Genomic DNA, 20,342 nt, shown 5'->3' with positions numbered 1-20,342 from the left:
ATTTCTACTTTGTGTTTTTAGAAAGTATTTTAATTTTTTCCATTCGAGAGACTGTTGCTTTTTTATCAAGACTATAGTCTATCTTTCGTACAGCTGACAAAATTGCTTTGTATACTTCTGCAGCTGACTTTACTATCATTTTACTGTCTGCATCATATAAATAGATATGTGATAACCCTTCAATATACAAATCTTCTGCTTTTGATGCATAATACTCCCACATTAATTGATAGTTTTTTTTAGGAACAAATTGCTGATCAATTACAGTAATCCCAAAGTATTCCATTGTATCTTTACTAAAATATATTCTTCCATCACCTAAGTCTTGGCCTACATCTCTTAAAATGTTAGTAAGTTGCATTGCACACCCCAATGATATGGCATCATTTCTTAATTCTTGATGATTTTCTTTAGCGAGAATTGGAAGAATAGCTTCCCCTACGGTTCCAGCTACTTGATAGCAATAATTTAAGAGTTCTTTTTCTGACTGAGGCTGTTCAAAATTTTGATCACTTCGTATTCCGTTTATTAGCTCAAAGAAAGGTCGTGGGCTTAAGTCAAACTTTTTAAAAGAATCTTGTAATGCCAAAAATATTGGTTCATTAATTGTTTTACCCAATAACATTTCCTTAAAAAAGATTTCGTACTTAGTTAACATTTTGTTATCTTTGTAAACATCAATGCTATCATCCAACTTTCTACAAAATGCATATACAGCAAATATAGCATTCTTTTTTTCCTCTGGTAACTGGCTGAATACTATACTGAATGATTTTGAATGTTTATTTATAATTTCTTTACAGTACATATAGTCATTATAGATATCTATTTCACTTGTCATCTTTTAACACCTCATTTGCTGTTATCATCGCACTTGTTAAAACAATAGGCACCCCAGCTCCAGGATGGACACTAGCGCCAGCAAAATATAAATTTTTACATGACTTGCTCACATTTTGAGGTCTATAATAATTACTTTGCAATAGTGTTGGTTTCAATCCAAATGCTGATCCATACATTCCATTGAATTTATTTTTTATATCTATTGGTGTGAGTGTAGTTTCGCTGACGATATCCTGTTCAATATTTTTTAGTTGTGGTATAGATTCCACCTTATCAAGCACTGCTTTTTTTAGTTTACTTATATCTTCTTTATTATCCCAGCTGAACTCCGCCGTCTTTAATTCTGGTACAGGTGTCAAAATATATATGCTTTCCATTTCTTTAGGGGCAAGACTTTCATCTTCAACGGAAGGAATATATACATATATAGACGGATCTAACGGTAAAGCGCCATCGAAAATGTCATTAATATTTGAATCAAAGTCATCTGAAAAAACAACATTGTGTATTGGTACTTTCCCTTTTAAATTGCGCTTTACTCCTAGGTATAAAATATAAACTGAACAAGAATACTCCATGTTTTCAATCTTTTTTTGTGTATATTTACCCTTCGCTCTATCATTTTCAATTAAATTGTTTATAGCATATGGAAAGTCTGCACAGCAAATTATATGATCATGTTGGTGAAAAGTATTTTCTACTTGGACACCAATTGCTTGATTCTTTTCTATGACGATTTTTGTAACAGGCGAATTAACCTTAATCTCAACTCCCAATTCCAGACATAGTTTTTCCATACCGATAGCCATAGAACGCATACCACCTTTGATAAAGTGTACTCCAAATACTAATTCAATCATAGGTATAATAGAATAGAGTGATGGACCTTGTTTTGGTGAAATTCCGATATACAACGTTTGAAAAGCTAATAATTTTTGGATTTTATCATTAGAGACATATTTTTTTATTAATCGATCTGCACTGCTAAATGTTTTTAATTTTAAAGCTTGATATAACATCATAGGATTATAAAAATCCAAAGGTGAGCGAAAACTTCGCTCAAGAAAATGTTTACGAGCAATTTCGTAACGTTTATATATTTCTGTAAGAAATTCTAAAAAACCTGCAGTACTCCCAGGTTCCATTGATTCTAGCATAGCTTGAAGTTTTGCTAAGTCACTCGAAACGCTAACACAACAATCTTTTTTAAAATATATATCATAGATGGTTGTTAATTGTTTCATAGGAATATAATCATCGGGATTCTTTCCGCAGTATCGGAATAATTCTTGATATACTTCAGGCATCATTACTATGGTAGGACCTAAATCAAAAGTAAAACCATCCTTCTTTATTACATTCATCCTGCCACCGATTGTTTCATTTTTTTCATAAATGGTAACTTTATAACCTTTAGACTGTAGCCTTGCAGCTGTAGCTAAACCAGCCACCCCTGCCCCTATAATTCCAACAGTTTTCATATTTCCTCCTTTATAAAAATAAATATATTCTAATCTAAATTATATTACAATTACTTTAAATTAGCTTGCATGAATTACTCACCACTCAGCTGATCTCTCGGTTACTAATACTTACATGGGACTTCCAGGTAATGGAATATATTTTGTTGTATATCTTTTACTAACCAGTACCTCTTATTTACAAAAATATTCCCTTAATTCACAAGATTCTTAGTTGCATCTAGGTTACTGAGTATATTCAAAGACTTTTGATAATGGCCCCCCATTACTATTTATCCTAATATACTTACTAAATTCAAACTCAATAGTTTAAAATACTACTTTATACAAAAACTACAATGTTCAAAATAGGGTTCTGCTGCAACATTTTATGTCAAGCACCTATTAGAGTAAAAAAGGAATTGTTTTAAAGAATAAAGATGAATCACTTTAAATCAAAATGACGTGATTATCGTAGCCCTTGACCACTATCTTCATTATAATCTCAGTTATCGAGAAGTTCAAGAAATCCTTTATGATCGTGATATCCATATTTGTCATACAGTAATTTATCGTTGAGTACAAGAATATAGAAACGTCCTCTATTAACTTTGAAAAAAGAAAAATAGACAGTCCCTCTATTCTTTGAAAATGGACAAAATGGATACTAATGTTTATCGGCTCCCATGTCAAAACTCTGGACAAAAAAAGACGAATACTTTTCAAAATAATTTTCAATCCTACTCTTTCTATCAAAAATGGATAGATAAAGCAGGCCAATCTAACTTCAATCATTCTTTTTTTGGCTAAAAGACAGCTCAAAAAATGTTTTTAGTGAAATTTTTAAAAACGATGAGAACGTTTATTTATAGGTGTTTAAGCAACCAATGAAATACGCTCATTATTATACCAGCGGATATAGCGATCAATCCCAACAATGGCTTCTTCAAGAGATTGAAAAGACTGAAAATTCACATATTCTCTCTTTAAAATCGAATGAAAGCTTTCGATGCGTGCATTATTTCCAGGGCACCCCTTACGGGAATAGGAATGTTTAACCTCACAACGATTGAGCGTTTTTTCAAACACATCGCTTGTATATTGGCTACCCATATTACTATGAATAATTTTTATTTCTAATGCTTTTAGGATGTTCGGTTGAATCACACTCGTTGCTAATTCTTTTGTCATGTTTCCGTCCTATCTTATATGCTTCAACCCGACGGGTTACAAAGGAATAAAGAGCTAACATAATACGTATGGGGAATGCCTATAAATCAACATTCTTCAATTGCTAGATAGCTTGATTTCCATTAAAAATGAGATGGTTCCCTACCAAAAATCCCTTATCAAATTAACGTTTGATAAGGGATTTTCTTTTGTTCGCTACTTTTTAAGACCTAGTTGTGTGCAATAAATTTTTTAAAAAGTTTGAAAATCATTTAATAACAATAGATTGAACAATAATCCAATAAGTACGGTTTTAATGGATTTTAGCATATTTTAAAATTTTCGTACCTCAAGGCGTAACTAAAAAAATACATGTGAATCAGAACCATACTACAATCTATTATCTAATATTCAATTAGATCTCTTCGCTCTTATATTGAACACATTTTTGGTATCTATAATGACATTAACTTCTTTCAAAAAAATATATATTTTTAAATTTTTTCGACTGAATATCTTAATACAGTTTTATTTTTTTCAGGCTCTGTTTTTCTAGGATCGTTAAGATAAATTTCTTTATGATAAAGATTTAACCTTTGTAATTTGTTTTCTTCGCAATACTCATTCATGGTTGAAAAAGTTATGGTTTCTGTATCATAACTCCCCAGATGCAATGCTTGTACACATAGCCCTTCTTCAATTATTTCGAATTTAATTCTTTTGTTATATTCATTTGGTTTGCTTTTTAATATATCTTCAACTATCTTTAAAGCAAAATCACTTCTGATAAATTCTGGCTGACGAATCATTAACTTAAACATTAAATCTTTTTTACAAAATACTTTATCTTCCTTAAATTGTTTGATCCCCACATCATTTAAAGACCAAAAACCTTCTAATGGATAAACAGTGTAATCAAAGTATCCATCTGGAGTTTTTCCTTTTTTTGGCGCGGTTTTAACTCCATAAGACATTGCATAAAGCACTCTAACTGCTTCACTAAACTCTTTGCTATTGGGATTACCTATTCCTTCTATTGTAAAGTATTTCATTGGTTTCAACTCTATTTTAGCAGGTTGTTTTTTAGGTAAATAAATATTTTTTTCAACTTTTCTCCATTCATGTTTCATCTTCATTTTCCTCCTGATAAATAGTTAATTTCTTAATTATTGTATTTAGCTAGGGAGTTTGTTCACTTTTTACTTTCTGAATCGCATTCACACTCACAATTTTGCTTTCTGGCTTATTTAATGCTCAACTAGTTAAAAGATTAAATATTTCTTTTAACTTATTGTTTTAAGGTCTATTTCTGATATCAATAATACTAGTGCCATATAAATTCTATGTTTGTAGCAGTCTTACTGAATGTTACAAATTCTCTTTTATGAATATTTAAAAATTGAGATGAGCATCTTGTTATTTTTTAGATCACATCGATACTTCGCATTGTTCACAAACGTTCTTCTTAGTTCAAAAAAAGAATAATTCATCGAATTGTTTTTTTGTCTTTACACTGTCAACACTTTTAACAACTTCATTTACTTTTGAAATAGAACGCAAATCATTTCCTAAAAGTTTTTCTTTTATCAATTATCTCCCTCCAATATATATAGTATATAAGAGGATACTTGTCATCCTGTGTCAGGTTCTATATTTTTCTTTCATTTTTTTATTTTTAGTTTTAATTGTTCTCTAACTTGAGGTGGGCTAATGACTTCAATGTCACTAGCAAAAGAGAGAATATAGCTGTAAAGCGTTGCATTATTAGGCAATTTAGTAGTTACATATAAATTTCCTTGTGCATCAGTTGAAATATCCTCGGAAAATTCATCATAAACTCGAAATGCCATTTTCTTATCAAACTTCAGCTCTATTTCTATTAAATCAAAAGAAAATATTTCTTTTAAATATGTTGGAGAAGGTACTTGCAATGAAAACTTACTTTTTAGCATTTTTAAGCTTTTAATTCTCGTTAATTTAAACAGACGGTATTCTTTTCTCAAGTGACAATAACCATAAACATACCAATTTCCACTCTTAAATACTAGCTTACAAGGATTTAATTCTCGTTCGGTCATTTCTCCTAAATTATTTATATATTGAAATGAAATCATATTTTGGTTTAAAATAGCTTCTTTCATGTTGTTAAATTGCTCTTGTGTTGGCTGATTCGACTTCCAACTTGAAAAATCAACCTCAATCCAATTTGTTGCTTTAATCTGAAATAAAGAACTGAATTTAGATAATAATTCTTCAGATTCTTTTTTCTCTATGAAAGGCAAACCTTGCAGAGCATTGATTATCAATTCTTGTTCTGATTCGGTAAAAAAAGATTTTTCCAGTATGAACGTATCAAGTATTGATATACCGCCATCTTTTCCCTGTGTTGTATAAATGGGAACACCAATACTACTAATAGTATCGATATCTCGATAAATTGTACGTATAGAAACTTCAAATTTTTTAGCGAGTTCCGGTGCAGTTACTTTTCCTTTCTCAAGAATATAATACAATATTTGAAACAGTCTATTTTTCCGCACTTTTATCAAATCCATTCTCAAAAATGATTATAAAACATTAACTTTTTAATCTTATTCCTTTGTATGCCTACTTATATTTCACATAGTTCTATTTTCTTTAAAATTTTTTTGTTCTCTTTTTTAAATTTTGTTTTCTTTTCTTACTTCTTCACTAAACATTTCTAAATAATCCGCTTGTGTTGATTTAATTGATAAAGATCATTTGTTTTGTCATATATATACACTTGAATAACCTCTTCTAGCTTCTCCTTATTAAATCCATAGAGAGGTTAGCCCGATGATTCCAAAATTAGCTGTAAATACAATCTGCTATCCCTTCCTCTCCAAAAAATCTGGAAAAGAAAAGTACATTTTTTTGTTTTTTCGTTAGGAGAAAACGGCGTAATGTGCATGATATTTTTTTCTACATTTGATTATACATAGTACATAATTTCCAGCTGTTTAAAAGTTTCACTCTGTTATATAAACTCATCTCTATAGCTACCTGCATAGAGATTGAGTATCCCTAACATAGATGTGTAAACAAATTTACCGACTGTTTTCCCATACATACCATTTTCTATAAAATATTTTTCGACTGATAACCACATAATATCGTCATAAGAACGTTTTATTTATTTTATTCTCAGTTCATTTATCAAATTTTATTTTTTTATCTATTTGATTTCTTTATTAAGCTCATTTATAAACATTTTTAAATAAGCAGAGTCATTCATTTCCTTTAACACATAACCAGGATTGTCATATCTCTTAATGAAAGCTAAACTAGTTCAATTACTTTTTCTATAAATTTATTTCTATTTATCTTAGTTACTACTTCCGCATTATTTGAAGGATATTGGTGTTTTACAGCTAATACATCAGTATTATCATTTAAAATAACTAATCCGTAAGTTTTGTCTTCCTTATAGCAGCATTCAGCATAAACATCTTTTGATTCAATTACTATTTCATCTTTCCACAAAGCTACAGCTAAAGCTAAAGCATCTGGTATATCTAATAATTTACAGCCCATTCGCTTATGGTTGTATTGGATTAAAGTACTATTGCAATCTACTAAAAATTTACCTAAATTACTTTTTTCGTACAAACGTTTTATATCTTCTTCTTCAAAAGTATTTTCAATACAAACATCAAAACCTATAATCGTCTTCGGAACACTACTTCTGAGGAGTGGAACATAGCTTTCTGCATCAGCATACACGTTAAACTCAGCCATAGTCGAAGCATTACCTAGAGCAAAACCTGACGTGCCCATGATAAAAAACTGTTTTACTTTCGACATAATTTCAGGCTCTTTCATAATTGCTAAGGCGATATTAGTAGCTGGGCCAATAATAGCAATTTCAATTTCATTTGGAAACTTCGAAACCATTTCAATAATAAAATCTACAGCATGCTTGTTCTTAGCTTTTGTATTAGGATGAATTAGCCCTAAATCTCCCATTCCATCATTTCCATGTACATTTACTGCATTAATCCGTTTATCTTTTAAAAGCGGGTACCGACAACCTTTGTAAACGGAAACAGTTCTTTCTGAATGTTCGACAACCATTAAAGCATTATCAGTTGCTTGATCTAATTCACAATTTCCTGAAACTGTAGTAATCCCTAGTAACTCAATCGATTGTTCTTTTAACCCCATAGCCAATGCAACAGCATCATCGCTTCCAGTATCTGTATCAATAATAAATTTTCTCATTATGTCATCTCCAATCTTTTTTATGTTTATATTGTAAACGTTCTCTTTTATAGTTTCTAGGACGAATGTCTCACATGTGTAATTAATAACGCTAAGTATTATCAAAAGATTTTACAATTCAGTTAGTTATTGTTTAATTTTTCAAGAGGAATAAATAAATTACTTTTTTAACTAGGATCAGATCACTTGTGAGTAAGTATTTAATTATTTTGAAAATCCCAATATATAGAGATAAAATGTAATATTGTCTTATCCAAGTCAAAATTTCCACAAAATATAAAATTATATTTCAACTGTTTGACAGCTTTCTGTCGTTGATACCAGATACTCCCTGCATTGAGCCCCCTCAGTTTACCTATTTATCGATCATTCTAAATAGTATACTAGAATAATACGTTTTATTTCCTTAGGAAATTTATTGATTGCCTCTGTCAATTTAAGATTAGCTACTAAAATTTTCATCCCACAAGTTCAAAGTACTTTACTATTTCTATATTTAGATCTATATAAGATAACTCCTCAAACTCTCGTTCAGTTATCTCTGTCAACGGAAACTGTCTTTCTTGGAATCTTTTATATTGCTTTTGAATATTTCACGCTTCGTTTCTAATAACTGTGCCACAATAGCTATCAAAAAGTACATTGAACATGTGCTTTTAACAAATCATTCATTTTTATTTCTCCTGCTTTAAAAGCATATTTTTTCATATTTATAATAAATAGAAATAATTATTTTCAATAAAAATAATTAAAAAGACGTATAAGCTCTATGCTTATACGCCATATAAATGTTACTTTTGTTTAAATTTGTACTGAAAAAACTAGATATCTACTATCTATATCTCTCCTTACTCCTCTCTAGAGTCAACTTCTGATTATTCAATATAAAATTCATTTACCTATTTATGTGGCATATAAGATAATCTGATAGTTCCCATCACAATATATTAATCATTTAGCATTTTCTACTTCTTCTGTCAAATCTAATGCTAGCTTGTTCCAATTTCAGACAATATTTGTATCATGACAGATATCTTGATTTTTTATTTATATTATTAAATATTCGCAAATCTTAAATAGGCTCAATCGTAAATCATCGAGATAGAATACTTACTATTTACTATTATGTTAGTAAACATTCACCACTATTCTAAAAAATTAGAGTTTAGGTTTATTTTTATATCCTTTTAGCAAAGCTCTTTCCTTTTTAAAATTTAATAAATAGTCAAGTACTACCGTATTTAAAAATTTCTGTAATCCATACTGATTAAAAACACTTATAACTGAATTAAACTTATTCTCCCAGCATTCCAATAAGATCAAATTTCTCAGTAGACACGACAATGTCAAATTTATCCTTTTGTGGTAAACGAATTTTTATCAAAATAGTACGGTCAGAAAGATTGTAATACCATCCTTCAGTTGATTTTTCCCATTGTTCTAGAATTAAAAAGCTTTTTATTTTTATGCCATCCACACTAACCCATAAAGCGCCTTTATCTTTACTTATTAGCTTAAGTGTTACAAACTCTATAGTAGATTGATAAGAACCATTTCGATCAAACTGAATAATCTTTTGTTTGTCACCTTTAACAGTTATTTTTGTTAGACTAAACTGTCCCTTTTTAAAATTATTTGTATATCCATCATCATCGTAAAATAAAAAACTAGTATTTGTTGCATTTCCAATGAGAATTTCCAGATGTTTCAATATGTCCGTTGAAATGTGCTTGATATCTGGAGAAGTGACAAAAATTCCTTTATCCTGTATAAACATTGGAATACTTTCCAATGTTACTGGAATTTCAATAATTTGACCGCCTTTATAAGGTTTCAAATTGTCATTCATGTCATACCATACTGTACCTTCAGGTAAATATAACTTGCGACTAGTTACGCCTTTCTCCAAAACATTGGCCACTAAAACTGATGGACCATACATAAAAGTGAAATACTTATCATCATAGCAGTTCTGATCATTTTGAAACTCATAGAATGTTGGTCTCATGATCGGTTCTCCAGTCTTATATGCATTGAACATTAATGAATATAGATAAGGCAACATTTTGTAGCGCAGATGGTAAGCTTCTCTTACATAATCATTGTATTCTTTATACATAAAAGGTTGAGTGACTGTGTTATCATTATTAGCAGAGTTTATCACGAAGCGTGGCTGAAAAATACCATTTTGAATCCATCGTAATAACAACTCACCCTCTGGTGCACAACCATCAAAACCACCTATATCACATCCTTGATTTGCTACACCTGATATGCCCATCCCTAAAATTGTTTCTATATCATACTTTAAGGTTCTCCAATCTGTTAGATTATCTCCCGCCCAAGTTTGGGCATATCTCTGAATACCTGTATATCCAGCACGATTGATGATATACGGGCGACGATTTGGATATACTTCTTCGATAGCTTGTTTTGCTACATACGCCATCATATTCGCTTGAATCGGTTTTAATTCAGCAATTCTACCACCGAGTCCTTCACGACTACAATAAGCATCGCGATCCTCAATTCCATCATATTCACAATTATCATTCCAAACAGTTCCAGTTCCTTTTTGGAGAATTGTCTTTTTCAAAAGCTTTTTCCATACTTCGCGCGTGTCAGGATTGGTAAAGTCAGGAAATAGTCCTGCACCACCCCACCAGCGTCCCACATAATCTTTTTTTTGATCGGGCGTCTTAACAAAACCATTAACAGAAGCATATTGATCTCGATAAGGGTGGTTTTTTAAAACCCCTGGTTTAAGATTTGGAATAACATTTATACCTAAATCATTCATTTTATCAAAGAAAGCATCTGGATTTGGAAACCTTTTATAATTCCAATTAAAAGTGTAGCGTAAATTATCATTTTCCCCTGACGAATAACCTGAAGCCAACCAAAAGTTGTCTATATTAATGTCTTCATTCTGATAAGTTTTGATTACATCGTAAATCTCTTTATCATTATCTTTTTCAAGTTCAGTATAGTACATAGTCGATGCAGTGTAACCTAGACTTTGCTTGGGTGGTAATGCTTGTGTCCCTGTAAGATAGGTATATCTTCTAACAACTTCATTAACACGCGGTCCATTTAAAAAGAAAAGGTCAATATCACCACCGTCAGTTTTATAGTAGCTATATGGGTCCCAATACCCACTACGTTCTTTTCCCATATCAAAAGTTGATTCGTAAGAGTTGTTATAGAATAGGCCGAAGGAAGCCTTAGTTTTCTCGTTAATCCTAATGTAAAACGGAATATGCTTGTACATTGGATCCCCATGTTCTGGGTCGTGACCAATGGCATCTTTTGGTGAATTTCGCATACGTTTTTGACGTTTATCTAAATTTCCAGTACGCTCACCAAAACCATAAAAATGATCATAATCACGATCAATCATATTATAATGGAATATACGTCCAAGAAAATCTTTTTCAAAAGCCCTCTCACGCAAATCACTATACAACATATTTCCTTGCTTATTATAAAAAACAAAATGAAGAGGCTGTTTGAACAGAACAATCGATAGCGTTTGAGTTTTAAAAGTTAACGATTTTTCATCTTCAATGTATTCAACTGTTAATGCTTTGATCCTTTTACGCTCACATTTGAATAAATTGTCTAATTTGTCAAGCCATGCAGTCGTTACCAAAGCATACGATGCTTCTTCAAATTCCCTATTAAAAGATACCCGAATACGAACAATATCATCAGTCATGAATATTAATAGAATATCAGCTGTATCTGCATGAATTATATAGCCATTACTTATTCTTTCAATGCTCTCAAATTTTTGTACTAACATAGTAATTCTCCTTATCATATTTTATTAATGGGATTTTCCCCATATGCTATCCCATTTGTAGCCAGTTAAATCTTCTACTACTTTAATTGTTTTATAATCAGTATTTTCTTTAGATTCACCATTACGTAACTTTGTTAATAAATTATATACAGTTTGGTGTGTTACTTTGTTTAGATGAAAAGTTCTGGCTTCAATTAGCGCTAAAATTAAAAGTGAGCCTGTACCTCCGACTAAGATAAATGTGATCATATTTTGAGCAGCATGTGTCTGGATAGACTGTCCTTTAGTATAACCTCCTATATCAAGTAAAAAGCCCACTATAATCGTTGCTATTGCGACAGTTGATTTACGTACAAAAGTCATTACAGCCGCATATAAACCTGCACGACGCTTAGAGGTTACAATTTCATCTAAATCTGGAATTAATGGGAACACGTTCCATGGAACATATTGCAAAATTGATAGTCCAAAATTATATAGTAACCCGAAGATATATAAAAAAATAGTTAAATTGTCTGGTTTTGCTAGGTATAAATATAAGAATCCACAGAGAGCTAATAACTCAGAACTATATGAAACTTTGTATAACCACGTTGGACCAAAACGGACCATTAAGAACCCAGATAAAACTATAACTACTGGACCAATTATACTTAGCGAAAGAACATTAGCAGCATCAGTGGAACTAACCATTATAGAAGACACAGCAAAGTATGCAAAAACTGAGTTAAATACATCTTTAGATGTGAAAGATAAAAGATAAATGATTAAGTGTTTTCGAAAAGAACGCAACTTGAACGTTGAAACGTAATCCTTAACTTCATTAAATAAAACTCTATTTAAACTTAATTTTGGTGTATCAAGATTATTTATTTCTGTCTTAATGACTTCTTTTTCCCAAGTTACTCGATACGTAATAAATATACAGACAACATATATAATAGAAAATATAAACGCGTTAATGATAAACGGCCAAGCACTTTTTTCCCCTAGGAACTTAAATAATTGTCCAGGAATAAAAGTTGCTAAAAAAACTCCTATGGAAGAAATAAACATTCGAGAAGTAGAAAATAAAGTTCGATGGTTAAAATCATTTGTCATCTCTGTTGGAAGCGTCTCCCAAGGAATTAAAACCATTGCTGCAACGATCTCAAATAAAAGATATGAAAAAAGATAATATATAAACGACATGTGTTCAATCCACATTAATATAAAAGTAAGCATTAAAGGAGATCCTATAAGTAAAAAGAAATGTCGACGGCCAAAAATTGTCCCTAATTTTGTTTTATAAAAATTGTCTGTTACACTTCCCATTAATAAACTGACTACTGCATCTACAATACGTGAAATACCTAAAATTGACGCCGCTTCAACGGCACTCAATCCAGCATATGTCGTCCAATAAAATAACAACCATGCTCCAATAATTGTGAATGCTCCCCCACCCATAATATCAGGCAGACCGTATCCTATTGCCCGCATTAAAGTGATTTTTCGTGGTACGAAAATTTTATTTCTACTTTTGAAAAGCATATTTTATCTCTCCTTATATTAACGCTCTACTGTTGCTCTATAGGTGTAAAAAATACAAGTTATATGAGTTAATAAACATTTTAAAAATTGAAATATTCGTAGGCATTCCTGTAGCAAATATCTTTGACAATTTTTCCTAAATAGTCTGTGTCTTCAGACAAACGTCCTTGTTCTACCCATTCTCCTAACAATTGACAAAGCACTCTTCTAAAATATTCATGACGCGGATAGCTTAGGAAACTTCTTGAATCAGTCAACATTCCAGTAAAGTTAGCCAGTAAGCTTTGTTGCGCCATCACTGTCAATTGTTTTCGTATACCTTCACATGTATCATTAAACCACCACGCACAGCCTAATTGTAATTTCTGTACGATTTCTCCTTGAAAACTTTGCATTGCTGTCGCTAATGGTAACCAATCAGTTGGATTCAATGAATATAAAATAGTTTTCGGTAAAATTCCTCGTTCTTCTGCTTCTGAGAAAAGTGCGACAATATTTGAAGTCAAATTTACTTGGTCACCCATCGAATCTCCACCAACATTAACTCCGATTTCTCGTTTCATTTTACTAGAATCGTTTCGTAAAGCGTTCATGTGCATTTGCATAGTCCAACCATGTTGATGGTAACAATCCATTAAATGTAGCTGAATCGCCGTAGTAAATTGAGCAATTTCTTTTTCAGAAAAAATCGTTTTTCCTTGTAACGCTGCAGTAAAAATATTCTCTAATTCTGCTTTTGTTGCTTCTTGATAAAAATAAGTATTTAATCCTTGGTCTGCTAGCCGTCCACCTTTTTCGTGGAAATAGTTAATTCGTTCTTCTAAAGCTCGCAACAAATCAGCAAACGTTGTTATATCTTGTTGTGCTGCTAAGGCTAATTTTGCAATATACGCTGGAAAGCTTTCATCTGTAATCGTCCAAACTGCATCCGGGCGGAAAGTTGGTAAAACTTTAAAGGAATTCTTTTCGTTCGCTAATGCTTCATGAGCAGCTAAATCATCGATTGGGTCATCTGTTGTACAAAGTGCTTTGACTTTCATCATTGTCAATAATTCTTTTGGACGATACGCATCTGTTTGCAATTTTTGATTCGCCAAGTGCCAAATCTCTGGTGCGTTTTTTTCATTAATCGTTAACGAAATCTCAAAATATCGACGTAATTCCAAATGAGACCATTCATAAATTGGATTGCCTGGCGCTTTTTCAATCGTTTGTACAAAAGCCAAAAACTTTTGATAATCGTCGCCATCTCCACTAATTAAGTTTTCTGGAACACCATTTGCTCTCATTAAACGCCATTTGTAATGGTCGCCCACACCATGGTCGTTTAGCCAAACTTGTGTGAGGTTTTCATATTGCTTGTTTTCTAAAATCACTTGTGGTTCTAAGTGACAATGGTAATCAATAATTGGTTCTTCTTTAGCAAACTGATGAAACAACTCTTTTCCCCAATGACTTTCCAATAAGAAATCTTCATTTAATAACAATTAACCCACTTCCTTTTCTTTTTATTTCAACTAGATAAAGGAATGAAGCTTTACCTGGTCTTTTCCAATTAGTTTCCTTTTTCTAACGCTTCCCAAATACCATTTAAGTACACTGCTCCTAATGCACGATCGTATAAGCCATAACCTGGCCGACCTGTTTCTCCCCAAATCATTCGACCGTGATCTGGACGAATATAGCCATCAAAACCATTATTATGCATCGTTTTCAACACTTTATACATATCTAATGAACCATACTCTGATTTATGAGGCGCTTCATAAAAATCTTTCTTTTGAATGAATTGAATGTTTCGGACATGAGCAAAAGGAATCCGATCTCGCTGACAAAATTCAGCTAAAATCGCATACACATCATTCGCCGGGTCTTCCGCAATACTTCCTGTACACAAGGTAATTCCGTTATAAGGACTATCGACTACGTTGCATAACCAATCTAAATCTTCACGATTTTTGACAATTCTTGGTAAGCTAAAAATAGAATAGGGCGGATCATCCGGATGAACTGCCATTTTCATGCCAACTTCTTCGCAAGTAGGAATAATCGCTCGTAAGAAGTAAGCAAAATTATCACGTAACTTTTCTTCATTGACATCTTTATAAGCTTCCAACAATGATTTTATTTGAGCTAAACGTTCTGGCTCCCAACCTGGTAATTCAAAATTGTTACTTGAAGATTCAACTTTTTGAATGATTTCTTCTGGGTCTTCAGGAATATCTGCTGCAATATAAGCTAGTGTCGAAGAACCATCGGGCAAACGATAATCTAAGTCTGATTTTACCCAATCAAATACAGGCATAAAATTATAGCAAATGACTTCTACACCAAATTCAGCTAAATTCTTAATCGTTTGTTTATAATTTTCGATATATTGGTCTCGACTTGGTAAGCCAATTTTAATGTCGTCATGAACATTGACACTTTCAATGACTTTCAAAGTTAAACCCTCTGCCTCAATCTCTTCTTTCAACGCTTTGATTCGTTCTTTCGGCCAGACTTTCCCTACAGGAATATCCATTAATGTACCGACAATTCCTTTCATAGCTGGAATCTGACGAATTTGTTCCAATGTTATTTTTTCTTCATTGGCTCCATACCATCTAAAGGTCATTTCCATCTTATTTTCCTCCCATTTCTACATATCGGTGAATGGTTTGACGAACAGCTCCAGGACTGACGACCATTTCTTTAAAGAATGTTTCAATTTTTTCGGACAAACCAATTTGAACCAAATCAATTCCAAAAATTGTATTATTTTGCAAGATAGGTACTAATGATGTGTGAATTTTTTCCGTCTCTTGCTCTCCAAATGTTATGTCTTGCAAAACTGTTTGTAGCTCGGTTAATAAAGGATCCGGACTAGGAACAAAAGGTTGTCCTTCATCATCAATGGCTAATAAATAACGAAGCCACGCCGCAATTGCCAGAGGAATAAAGGTCAATTCTTGGACATTTCTATTGGGATCTTCCTGATATTTTTTGATGGTTTCACCAAAGCGAATCGCTACTTTTTGTGATGTGTCACTGGCAATCCGTTGTGGCGTATCCGGAATATTGGGATTTGTCAAACGTTGTTGAATCACTTCGTCAATAAATGCTTGTGGCTGGATAATACCAGGATTTTCTACAACAGGAAGTCCTTCTTGATACCCTATTCCTTTGATTAAACCAACCAAATCTTGATCGTTCATTTCAGCAGAAATTGATTGATAACCCAGTAAACAACCTGTCACAGCCAGCGCTGTATGTAAAGGATTTAAACACGTCGTTACTTTCATAATATCTACTTTATCAACAGTTTTTCGATCTGTTAAAATCACACCTGCTTTTTCTAAAGCTGGTCGTCCATTTGGAAATGAATCTTCGATGACTAAATAATGAACAACTTCTGTATTAGTAAATGGTGCAATATTGGTATGCTTGCTGGTATGAATGATAGACATATCTGACCAACCACTTTTTTCCAATGTTTGTTGGACAGTTTCTGAAGGATTAGGTGTAATTCTGTCAATCATACTCCAAGGAAAACTAACTTTTTCTGGGGTATTCAAATAATCCAGAAAGGCAGGCGCTACAAAATTCTTTTCTTGCCAAGCTTGTGCCAACTCATTAACACTATTTAGGAAGCGCTTGCCATTTTGTGAAAAATTATCTGTTGAAACCATCGCAATTGGTAACTCTCCTGCTAAAAAGCGTTTATATAACAAAGCGGTAATGATACCAATCGTATGTTTTACTTTTGCTGGTCCATTATCAATATCCGCCTGTGCCATTGATGAAAAATGACCATCCGTATTTTTCAAACCATAACCTTTTTCTGTAATCGATAAAGTCACAAATTGTAACGTAGGATTTTCAAAATAAGAAACAACTTGTTTAAATCCGTTATCATTTTCTGGTTGGCAATAAATGCTTTCTGCCGTTGCAGCTAAAATTTTCTTGTCTAACTGACCATCTTCATGCATTATCACTTCTAATACATCGTTATGAAATGGTTTATAAGCTTTTGTTACTACTTCTTCATCAAAGGTTTCACAAACAACAATACCCACGTCTAGTAAATTTTGATTTGCTAAATTTTGTGCAAGCTCTGCATGAAATCCACGATATAAATTGCCGCCACCAAAATGCAACCAAATAGGTGCTTTTTTCCCTTCTTCTTTGACTTTGTTCACATTAAACTGGGGAAACTCTATGGCTTTTGTTTTTAATTCTTCAGTTATATCTTGCCAATTTTTTAAATCAAACATTTCATCTCTCCTTAAACTAATATATTAGTTTGTATTATTAAACATACTTTATTCCTATAAAAAAAGAAAGTCAAGGATATTTTTGTTATAAAACCATAAATATTAAAAAAACTAGCATATTAGAATATTTTAACTACTTCTGATATACTAGTGGTATCAACTACATAAATTGAGGCGAAACAATGACATTAAATAGTTTACAATTACAAGCTTTTAAAGCAATTCGAAAAAAAATCATCTATTGTGATTTAGAACCAGGTAAAAAGATTTCTGAAAAAAATTTAGAAGAATTATTAAATATCGGAAGAACTCCTATCCGTGAATCTTTGATTCAATTACGACAACAAGAATTGGTTTATACAATCCCACAAAGCGGAACTTACGTATCAAAAATTGATTTAAAAGCTGCCGAAAATGCACGCTTTACTCGTGAACATTTAGAACGTCAAATTATGATGGAATGTTGTGCAAAACTAGATGAACAAACTATTAAAATCCTTCAAACAGTCTTAGATGAACAAGAAAAAGCAGCTGCAAATAAAAATAAACGAGACTTTTTTGCAGCTGATAATTTATTTCATGAAATTTGTTTTGAGATTGCTCATCGCCAAGAAATTTGGTCGTGGCTCGATGATCACAATACACACCTTGAACGCTTTCGTTGGTTACGAGTGATTACTAGTGGACTTCCTTGGGCTACTATTTTAGAACAACATTATCGTATTTTTGAGGCATTAATTGCTAAGAATCCAGATGAAGTCAATTTTTTAACCTCTGTTCACTCTCACATGATGCTGAATGAAAAAGAAATTGTTGTTCAACGTTTCCCTGAGTATTTTAAGAAAAACTAGATTTTTATTTGAGTATTTATTATGAACTTAATAACTTAATAGTAAGCTTCGATAACTTAAGTCTATTACTAAAAACTTTAAATGCTTATATTACTTACGAACTTAAGAGGTTAGACTAAAAATCTAACTTTTTAAGGTAAGTTCACTATTTAATGGAGTTTTTTTATTCAAATAAATACCCTAAAATTCTTAATTTCTCTGGACTAATTAAATGTCTTTTACTAATTTGATAGGCATACTCTCCAACTTTTACGCAATGATAATATGCCTTCTCACAGTTTTTACTCAATAAATATTGTTTAATTTCACTTATCAATGCATAATGCATGTTGATGATTCATTTCTACAGCCCTTTATAGTTCCTAATGCTCTTTTAGATAGATAAAATATACTCCTTTCACCCCATAACGGCATTTGATTCTTTAACGTTTCACATCGCTTTTCTGAAACATCTAGATACGACAGAAATTATCTCCGACTATAAAGAACTTTTGGCTGATATTCGGTAGGAACTTATACAAAAGTACTACAAAGTATGGATTTAACACAAAAACACGTTTCTCTCAAACACTATAAACGAATCAATTGTACGGTCATTAAAAATACTTACAAAACTAAGAAGAAATTCATGAAAACTTTAAAAATCGTTTCCATGAATTTTTTCTGATTTATTATCTAAACACAAAATTAACTCATACTGACACATTTAGATTTACTTTTTTTCTTTATAAATAGCTGTCTAAAATCAGGTATATCACATGATAATTTCTTATTTTAACCAGCCAATGTTTGATACTTTAGCTAAAAAGATAGTAACAATCAATAAATCAGCACTGCCACCAATACTCCAATTTTTTTCCTTAAACAAAGAGTTTAACTTTTTTAAAAAGTTCTTTCCTGCTAAAGTCTTTGTTCCACCTAATGTAAAATATTTACAAATTAAAGGTTGATATTTTTCGGAAATGTTTATATCGTTACTTCGTTTCATTAAGGTAGTATCATCTGCCTGCAAAGATATATATAGTAATGTATCTAACAACTGCTCCTGTAGTGTTCCTTGATACTTTTGGTAATAAGGTAAACCTTTATCAAATATAGTAGGATATCCTTTTTGTGCTTCGCCCCTAATGCCTGTTAAACCATAATTAACATACAATTGTTCGCCCCAAGTTAATTCTTCTAGCATTGATCCGTTGATCGTTTCAAAATCCGTAAGTAAATCCTTGGTCATATTTTTAATCTCTCGTTGAAGAGTATGGAATTCACAAGGGAATTGCCAAATCATCAAACGACCACAGACCGCTAGGAAAATCGCTAAAGAAAATATAGCCCCTTTATGGGTATTGATGCCTTTGGTGGCAAAAAACATAGCAGTTTCTGCCTCTAAACCAATTTTGCGAATCAAAGTAAAGGTTTCAATAATTGGAAATTCTTTTAATTCTAGACCAGTTTGAACAAAAGATTCAAAATAAGGGCCTAAACTAATACTACTTTCTATAAAAGTAAAAATATCCATATCGTGATGTGATCCTGAGTCAACTGGATCAACCAATCCTGGTTTATTCAAACATGTTACTTCATACAGCATCGCTAATTGAGCCTGCTGAGCTAATTTTCGAATATTTTCATTTATCATATCAAACTTCTTTCGTATGAATATCAAAGATTTGTTCAATTTTTTTTTGTATTTCTTTTATCTCATGCGTTTTATTACGTGCACAGACTTTCGCTGCTTGTTGGCAAATAAAACAAGGTCTTTCAGGATAGCCCAGATCTTGACGACTAACAATTTGTACTCGTCCATTTTTGAAAAACAAAACATCTAAATCAAATATTCTACCTAATGGATGCTCTTGCTCTAATTCTACTAAAAATTGCTTAAATATAAAGGGATCCGTAGAAACTTCCACAAACCAATCCAAACCGCTAGGTAAGTTAATCTCTTGGGTATATATTGGGTGTATTTTTTTTCTGATAAACATTTTTTTTAGTGCTACTTTCCCCATATAAAAGATGCGTAAAATTTCGGAATTATTTTTGATTGGCCCAGGAATATTTAAGGTGAAAACTAATAATGTATTGTTTTGATGCTCGAAAAGCAATTTAGTTTGCAGACTAACACGTTGTTCTTTATGAGTTAAAACATCTTCTAGTTTTTGAATTTTTCCTGTATCAAACATTT

13 protein-coding genes and 3 pseudogenes are annotated in these 20,342 nt (G+C 31.9%); 2 read left to right on the top strand and 14 right to left on the bottom strand.

All coding sequences use genetic code 11. The annotated features are described in order from the left end of the window. Positions 1 to 4: 4 nt before the first annotated feature. Positions 5 to 841, bottom strand: coding sequence for a phytoene/squalene synthase family protein (locus IGI63_RS14255; RefSeq protein WP_429976042.1), 837 nt, complete (start codon positions 839 to 841; stop codon positions 5 to 7). Then, on the bottom strand, positions 831 to 2,324 hold the full coding sequence (locus tag IGI63_RS14250; protein WP_429976041.1) for a phytoene desaturase family protein: 1,494 nt from the start codon (positions 2,322 to 2,324) through the stop codon (positions 831 to 833). Before IGI63_RS14250 ends, IGI63_RS14255 begins: the two co-directional genes overlap by 11 nt. A 423-nt stretch (positions 2,325 to 2,747) precedes the next feature. On the opposite strand from IGI63_RS14250, the pseudogene IGI63_RS14245 reads away from it, so the two are divergent. Beyond that, positions 2,748 to 2,909, top strand: a pseudogene (locus IGI63_RS14245) (IS6 family transposase); the annotation flags it as partial. 270 nt (positions 2,910 to 3,179) lie between these two features. On the opposite strand, the pseudogene IGI63_RS14240 reads toward IGI63_RS14245, so the two are convergent. The 9 genes and pseudogenes from IGI63_RS14240 to IGI63_RS14200 form a co-directional block, all read right to left on the bottom strand. Beyond that, a pseudogene (locus IGI63_RS14240) lies at positions 3,180 to 3,555 on the bottom strand (transposase); the annotation flags it as partial. A 412-nt stretch (positions 3,556 to 3,967) separates the two neighbouring features. Continuing rightward, positions 3,968 to 4,603 carry a GyrI-like domain-containing protein gene (locus tag IGI63_RS14235; protein WP_429976040.1) on the bottom strand — a complete coding sequence of 212 codons (636 nt, stop codon included), beginning with the start codon at positions 4,601 to 4,603 and terminating at the stop codon, positions 3,968 to 3,970. Between the two features lie 531 nt (positions 4,604 to 5,134). Continuing rightward, positions 5,135 to 6,013 (bottom strand): helix-turn-helix transcriptional regulator, encoded by an 879-nt coding sequence (locus IGI63_RS14230; protein WP_429976039.1) that lies wholly within the window; start codon positions 6,011 to 6,013, stop codon positions 5,135 to 5,137. Positions 6,014 to 6,773: 760 nt separating this feature from the next. Next, entirely contained in the window at positions 6,774 to 7,715 is a 942-nt protein-coding gene (locus IGI63_RS14225; RefSeq protein ID WP_429976038.1) for a nucleoside hydrolase, read from the bottom strand. A gap of 1,294 nt (positions 7,716 to 9,009) precedes the next feature. Further along, positions 9,010 to 11,520, bottom strand: coding sequence for a TIM-barrel domain-containing protein (locus IGI63_RS14220; protein ID WP_429976037.1), 2,511 nt, complete (start codon positions 11,518 to 11,520; stop codon positions 9,010 to 9,012). A gap of 24 nt (positions 11,521 to 11,544) precedes the next feature. Beyond that, positions 11,545 to 13,053, bottom strand: a complete 1,509-nt coding sequence (locus IGI63_RS14215) for an MFS transporter (RefSeq protein ID WP_429976036.1) — start codon at positions 13,051 to 13,053, stop codon at positions 11,545 to 11,547. An 80-nt stretch (positions 13,054 to 13,133) separates the two neighbouring features. Continuing rightward, on the bottom strand, positions 13,134 to 14,540 hold the full coding sequence (uxaC, locus tag IGI63_RS14210) for a glucuronate isomerase (protein ID WP_429976035.1): 1,407 nt from the start codon (positions 14,538 to 14,540) through the stop codon (positions 13,134 to 13,136). Positions 14,541 to 14,608: 68 nt separating this feature from the next. Beyond that, positions 14,609 to 15,676: a mannonate dehydratase gene (uxuA, locus tag IGI63_RS14205; protein ID WP_429976034.1), complete on the bottom strand. Its 1,068-nt coding sequence runs from the start codon at positions 15,674 to 15,676 to the stop codon at positions 14,609 to 14,611. Position 15,677: 1 nt separating this feature from the next. Then, positions 15,678 to 17,309, bottom strand: a complete 1,632-nt coding sequence (locus IGI63_RS14200; protein ID WP_429976033.1) for a mannitol dehydrogenase family protein — start codon at positions 17,307 to 17,309, stop codon at positions 15,678 to 15,680. Between the two features lie 182 nt (positions 17,310 to 17,491). Between IGI63_RS14200 and IGI63_RS14195 the strand changes: the two genes are divergently transcribed. Then, the gene (locus tag IGI63_RS14195) at positions 17,492 to 18,160 is read left to right on the top strand and encodes a GntR family transcriptional regulator (protein WP_429976032.1); all 669 of its coding nucleotides are present in this window, start codon (positions 17,492 to 17,494) and stop codon (positions 18,158 to 18,160) included. Between the two features lie 166 nt (positions 18,161 to 18,326). Here IGI63_RS14195 and IGI63_RS14190 read toward each other — a convergent pair. The 3 genes and pseudogenes from IGI63_RS14190 to citX form a co-directional block, all read right to left on the bottom strand. Next, positions 18,327 to 18,488: pseudogene (locus IGI63_RS14190) on the bottom strand (bis(5'-nucleosyl)-tetraphosphatase (symmetrical) YqeK); the annotation flags it as partial. 441 nt (positions 18,489 to 18,929) lie between these two features. Continuing rightward, a complete protein-coding gene (gene citG / locus IGI63_RS14185; protein WP_429976031.1) occupies positions 18,930 to 19,796 on the bottom strand; it encodes a triphosphoribosyl-dephospho-CoA synthase CitG in 867 nt (288 codons plus the stop codon). A gap of 1 nt (position 19,797) precedes the next feature. Further along, a complete protein-coding gene (gene citX / locus IGI63_RS14180) occupies positions 19,798 to 20,340 on the bottom strand; it encodes a citrate lyase holo-[acyl-carrier protein] synthase (RefSeq protein WP_429976030.1) in 543 nt (180 codons plus the stop codon). Positions 20,341 to 20,342 lie beyond the last annotated feature (2 nt).

Source organism: Enterococcus sp. DIV0086 (assembly GCF_050498705.1).
Lineage (GTDB): Bacteria > Bacillota > Bacilli > Lactobacillales > Enterococcaceae > Enterococcus > Enterococcus faecalis.
Note: the sequence above shows the minus strand (reverse complement) of the source record. Positions and strands in the feature narration are given on the sequence as shown.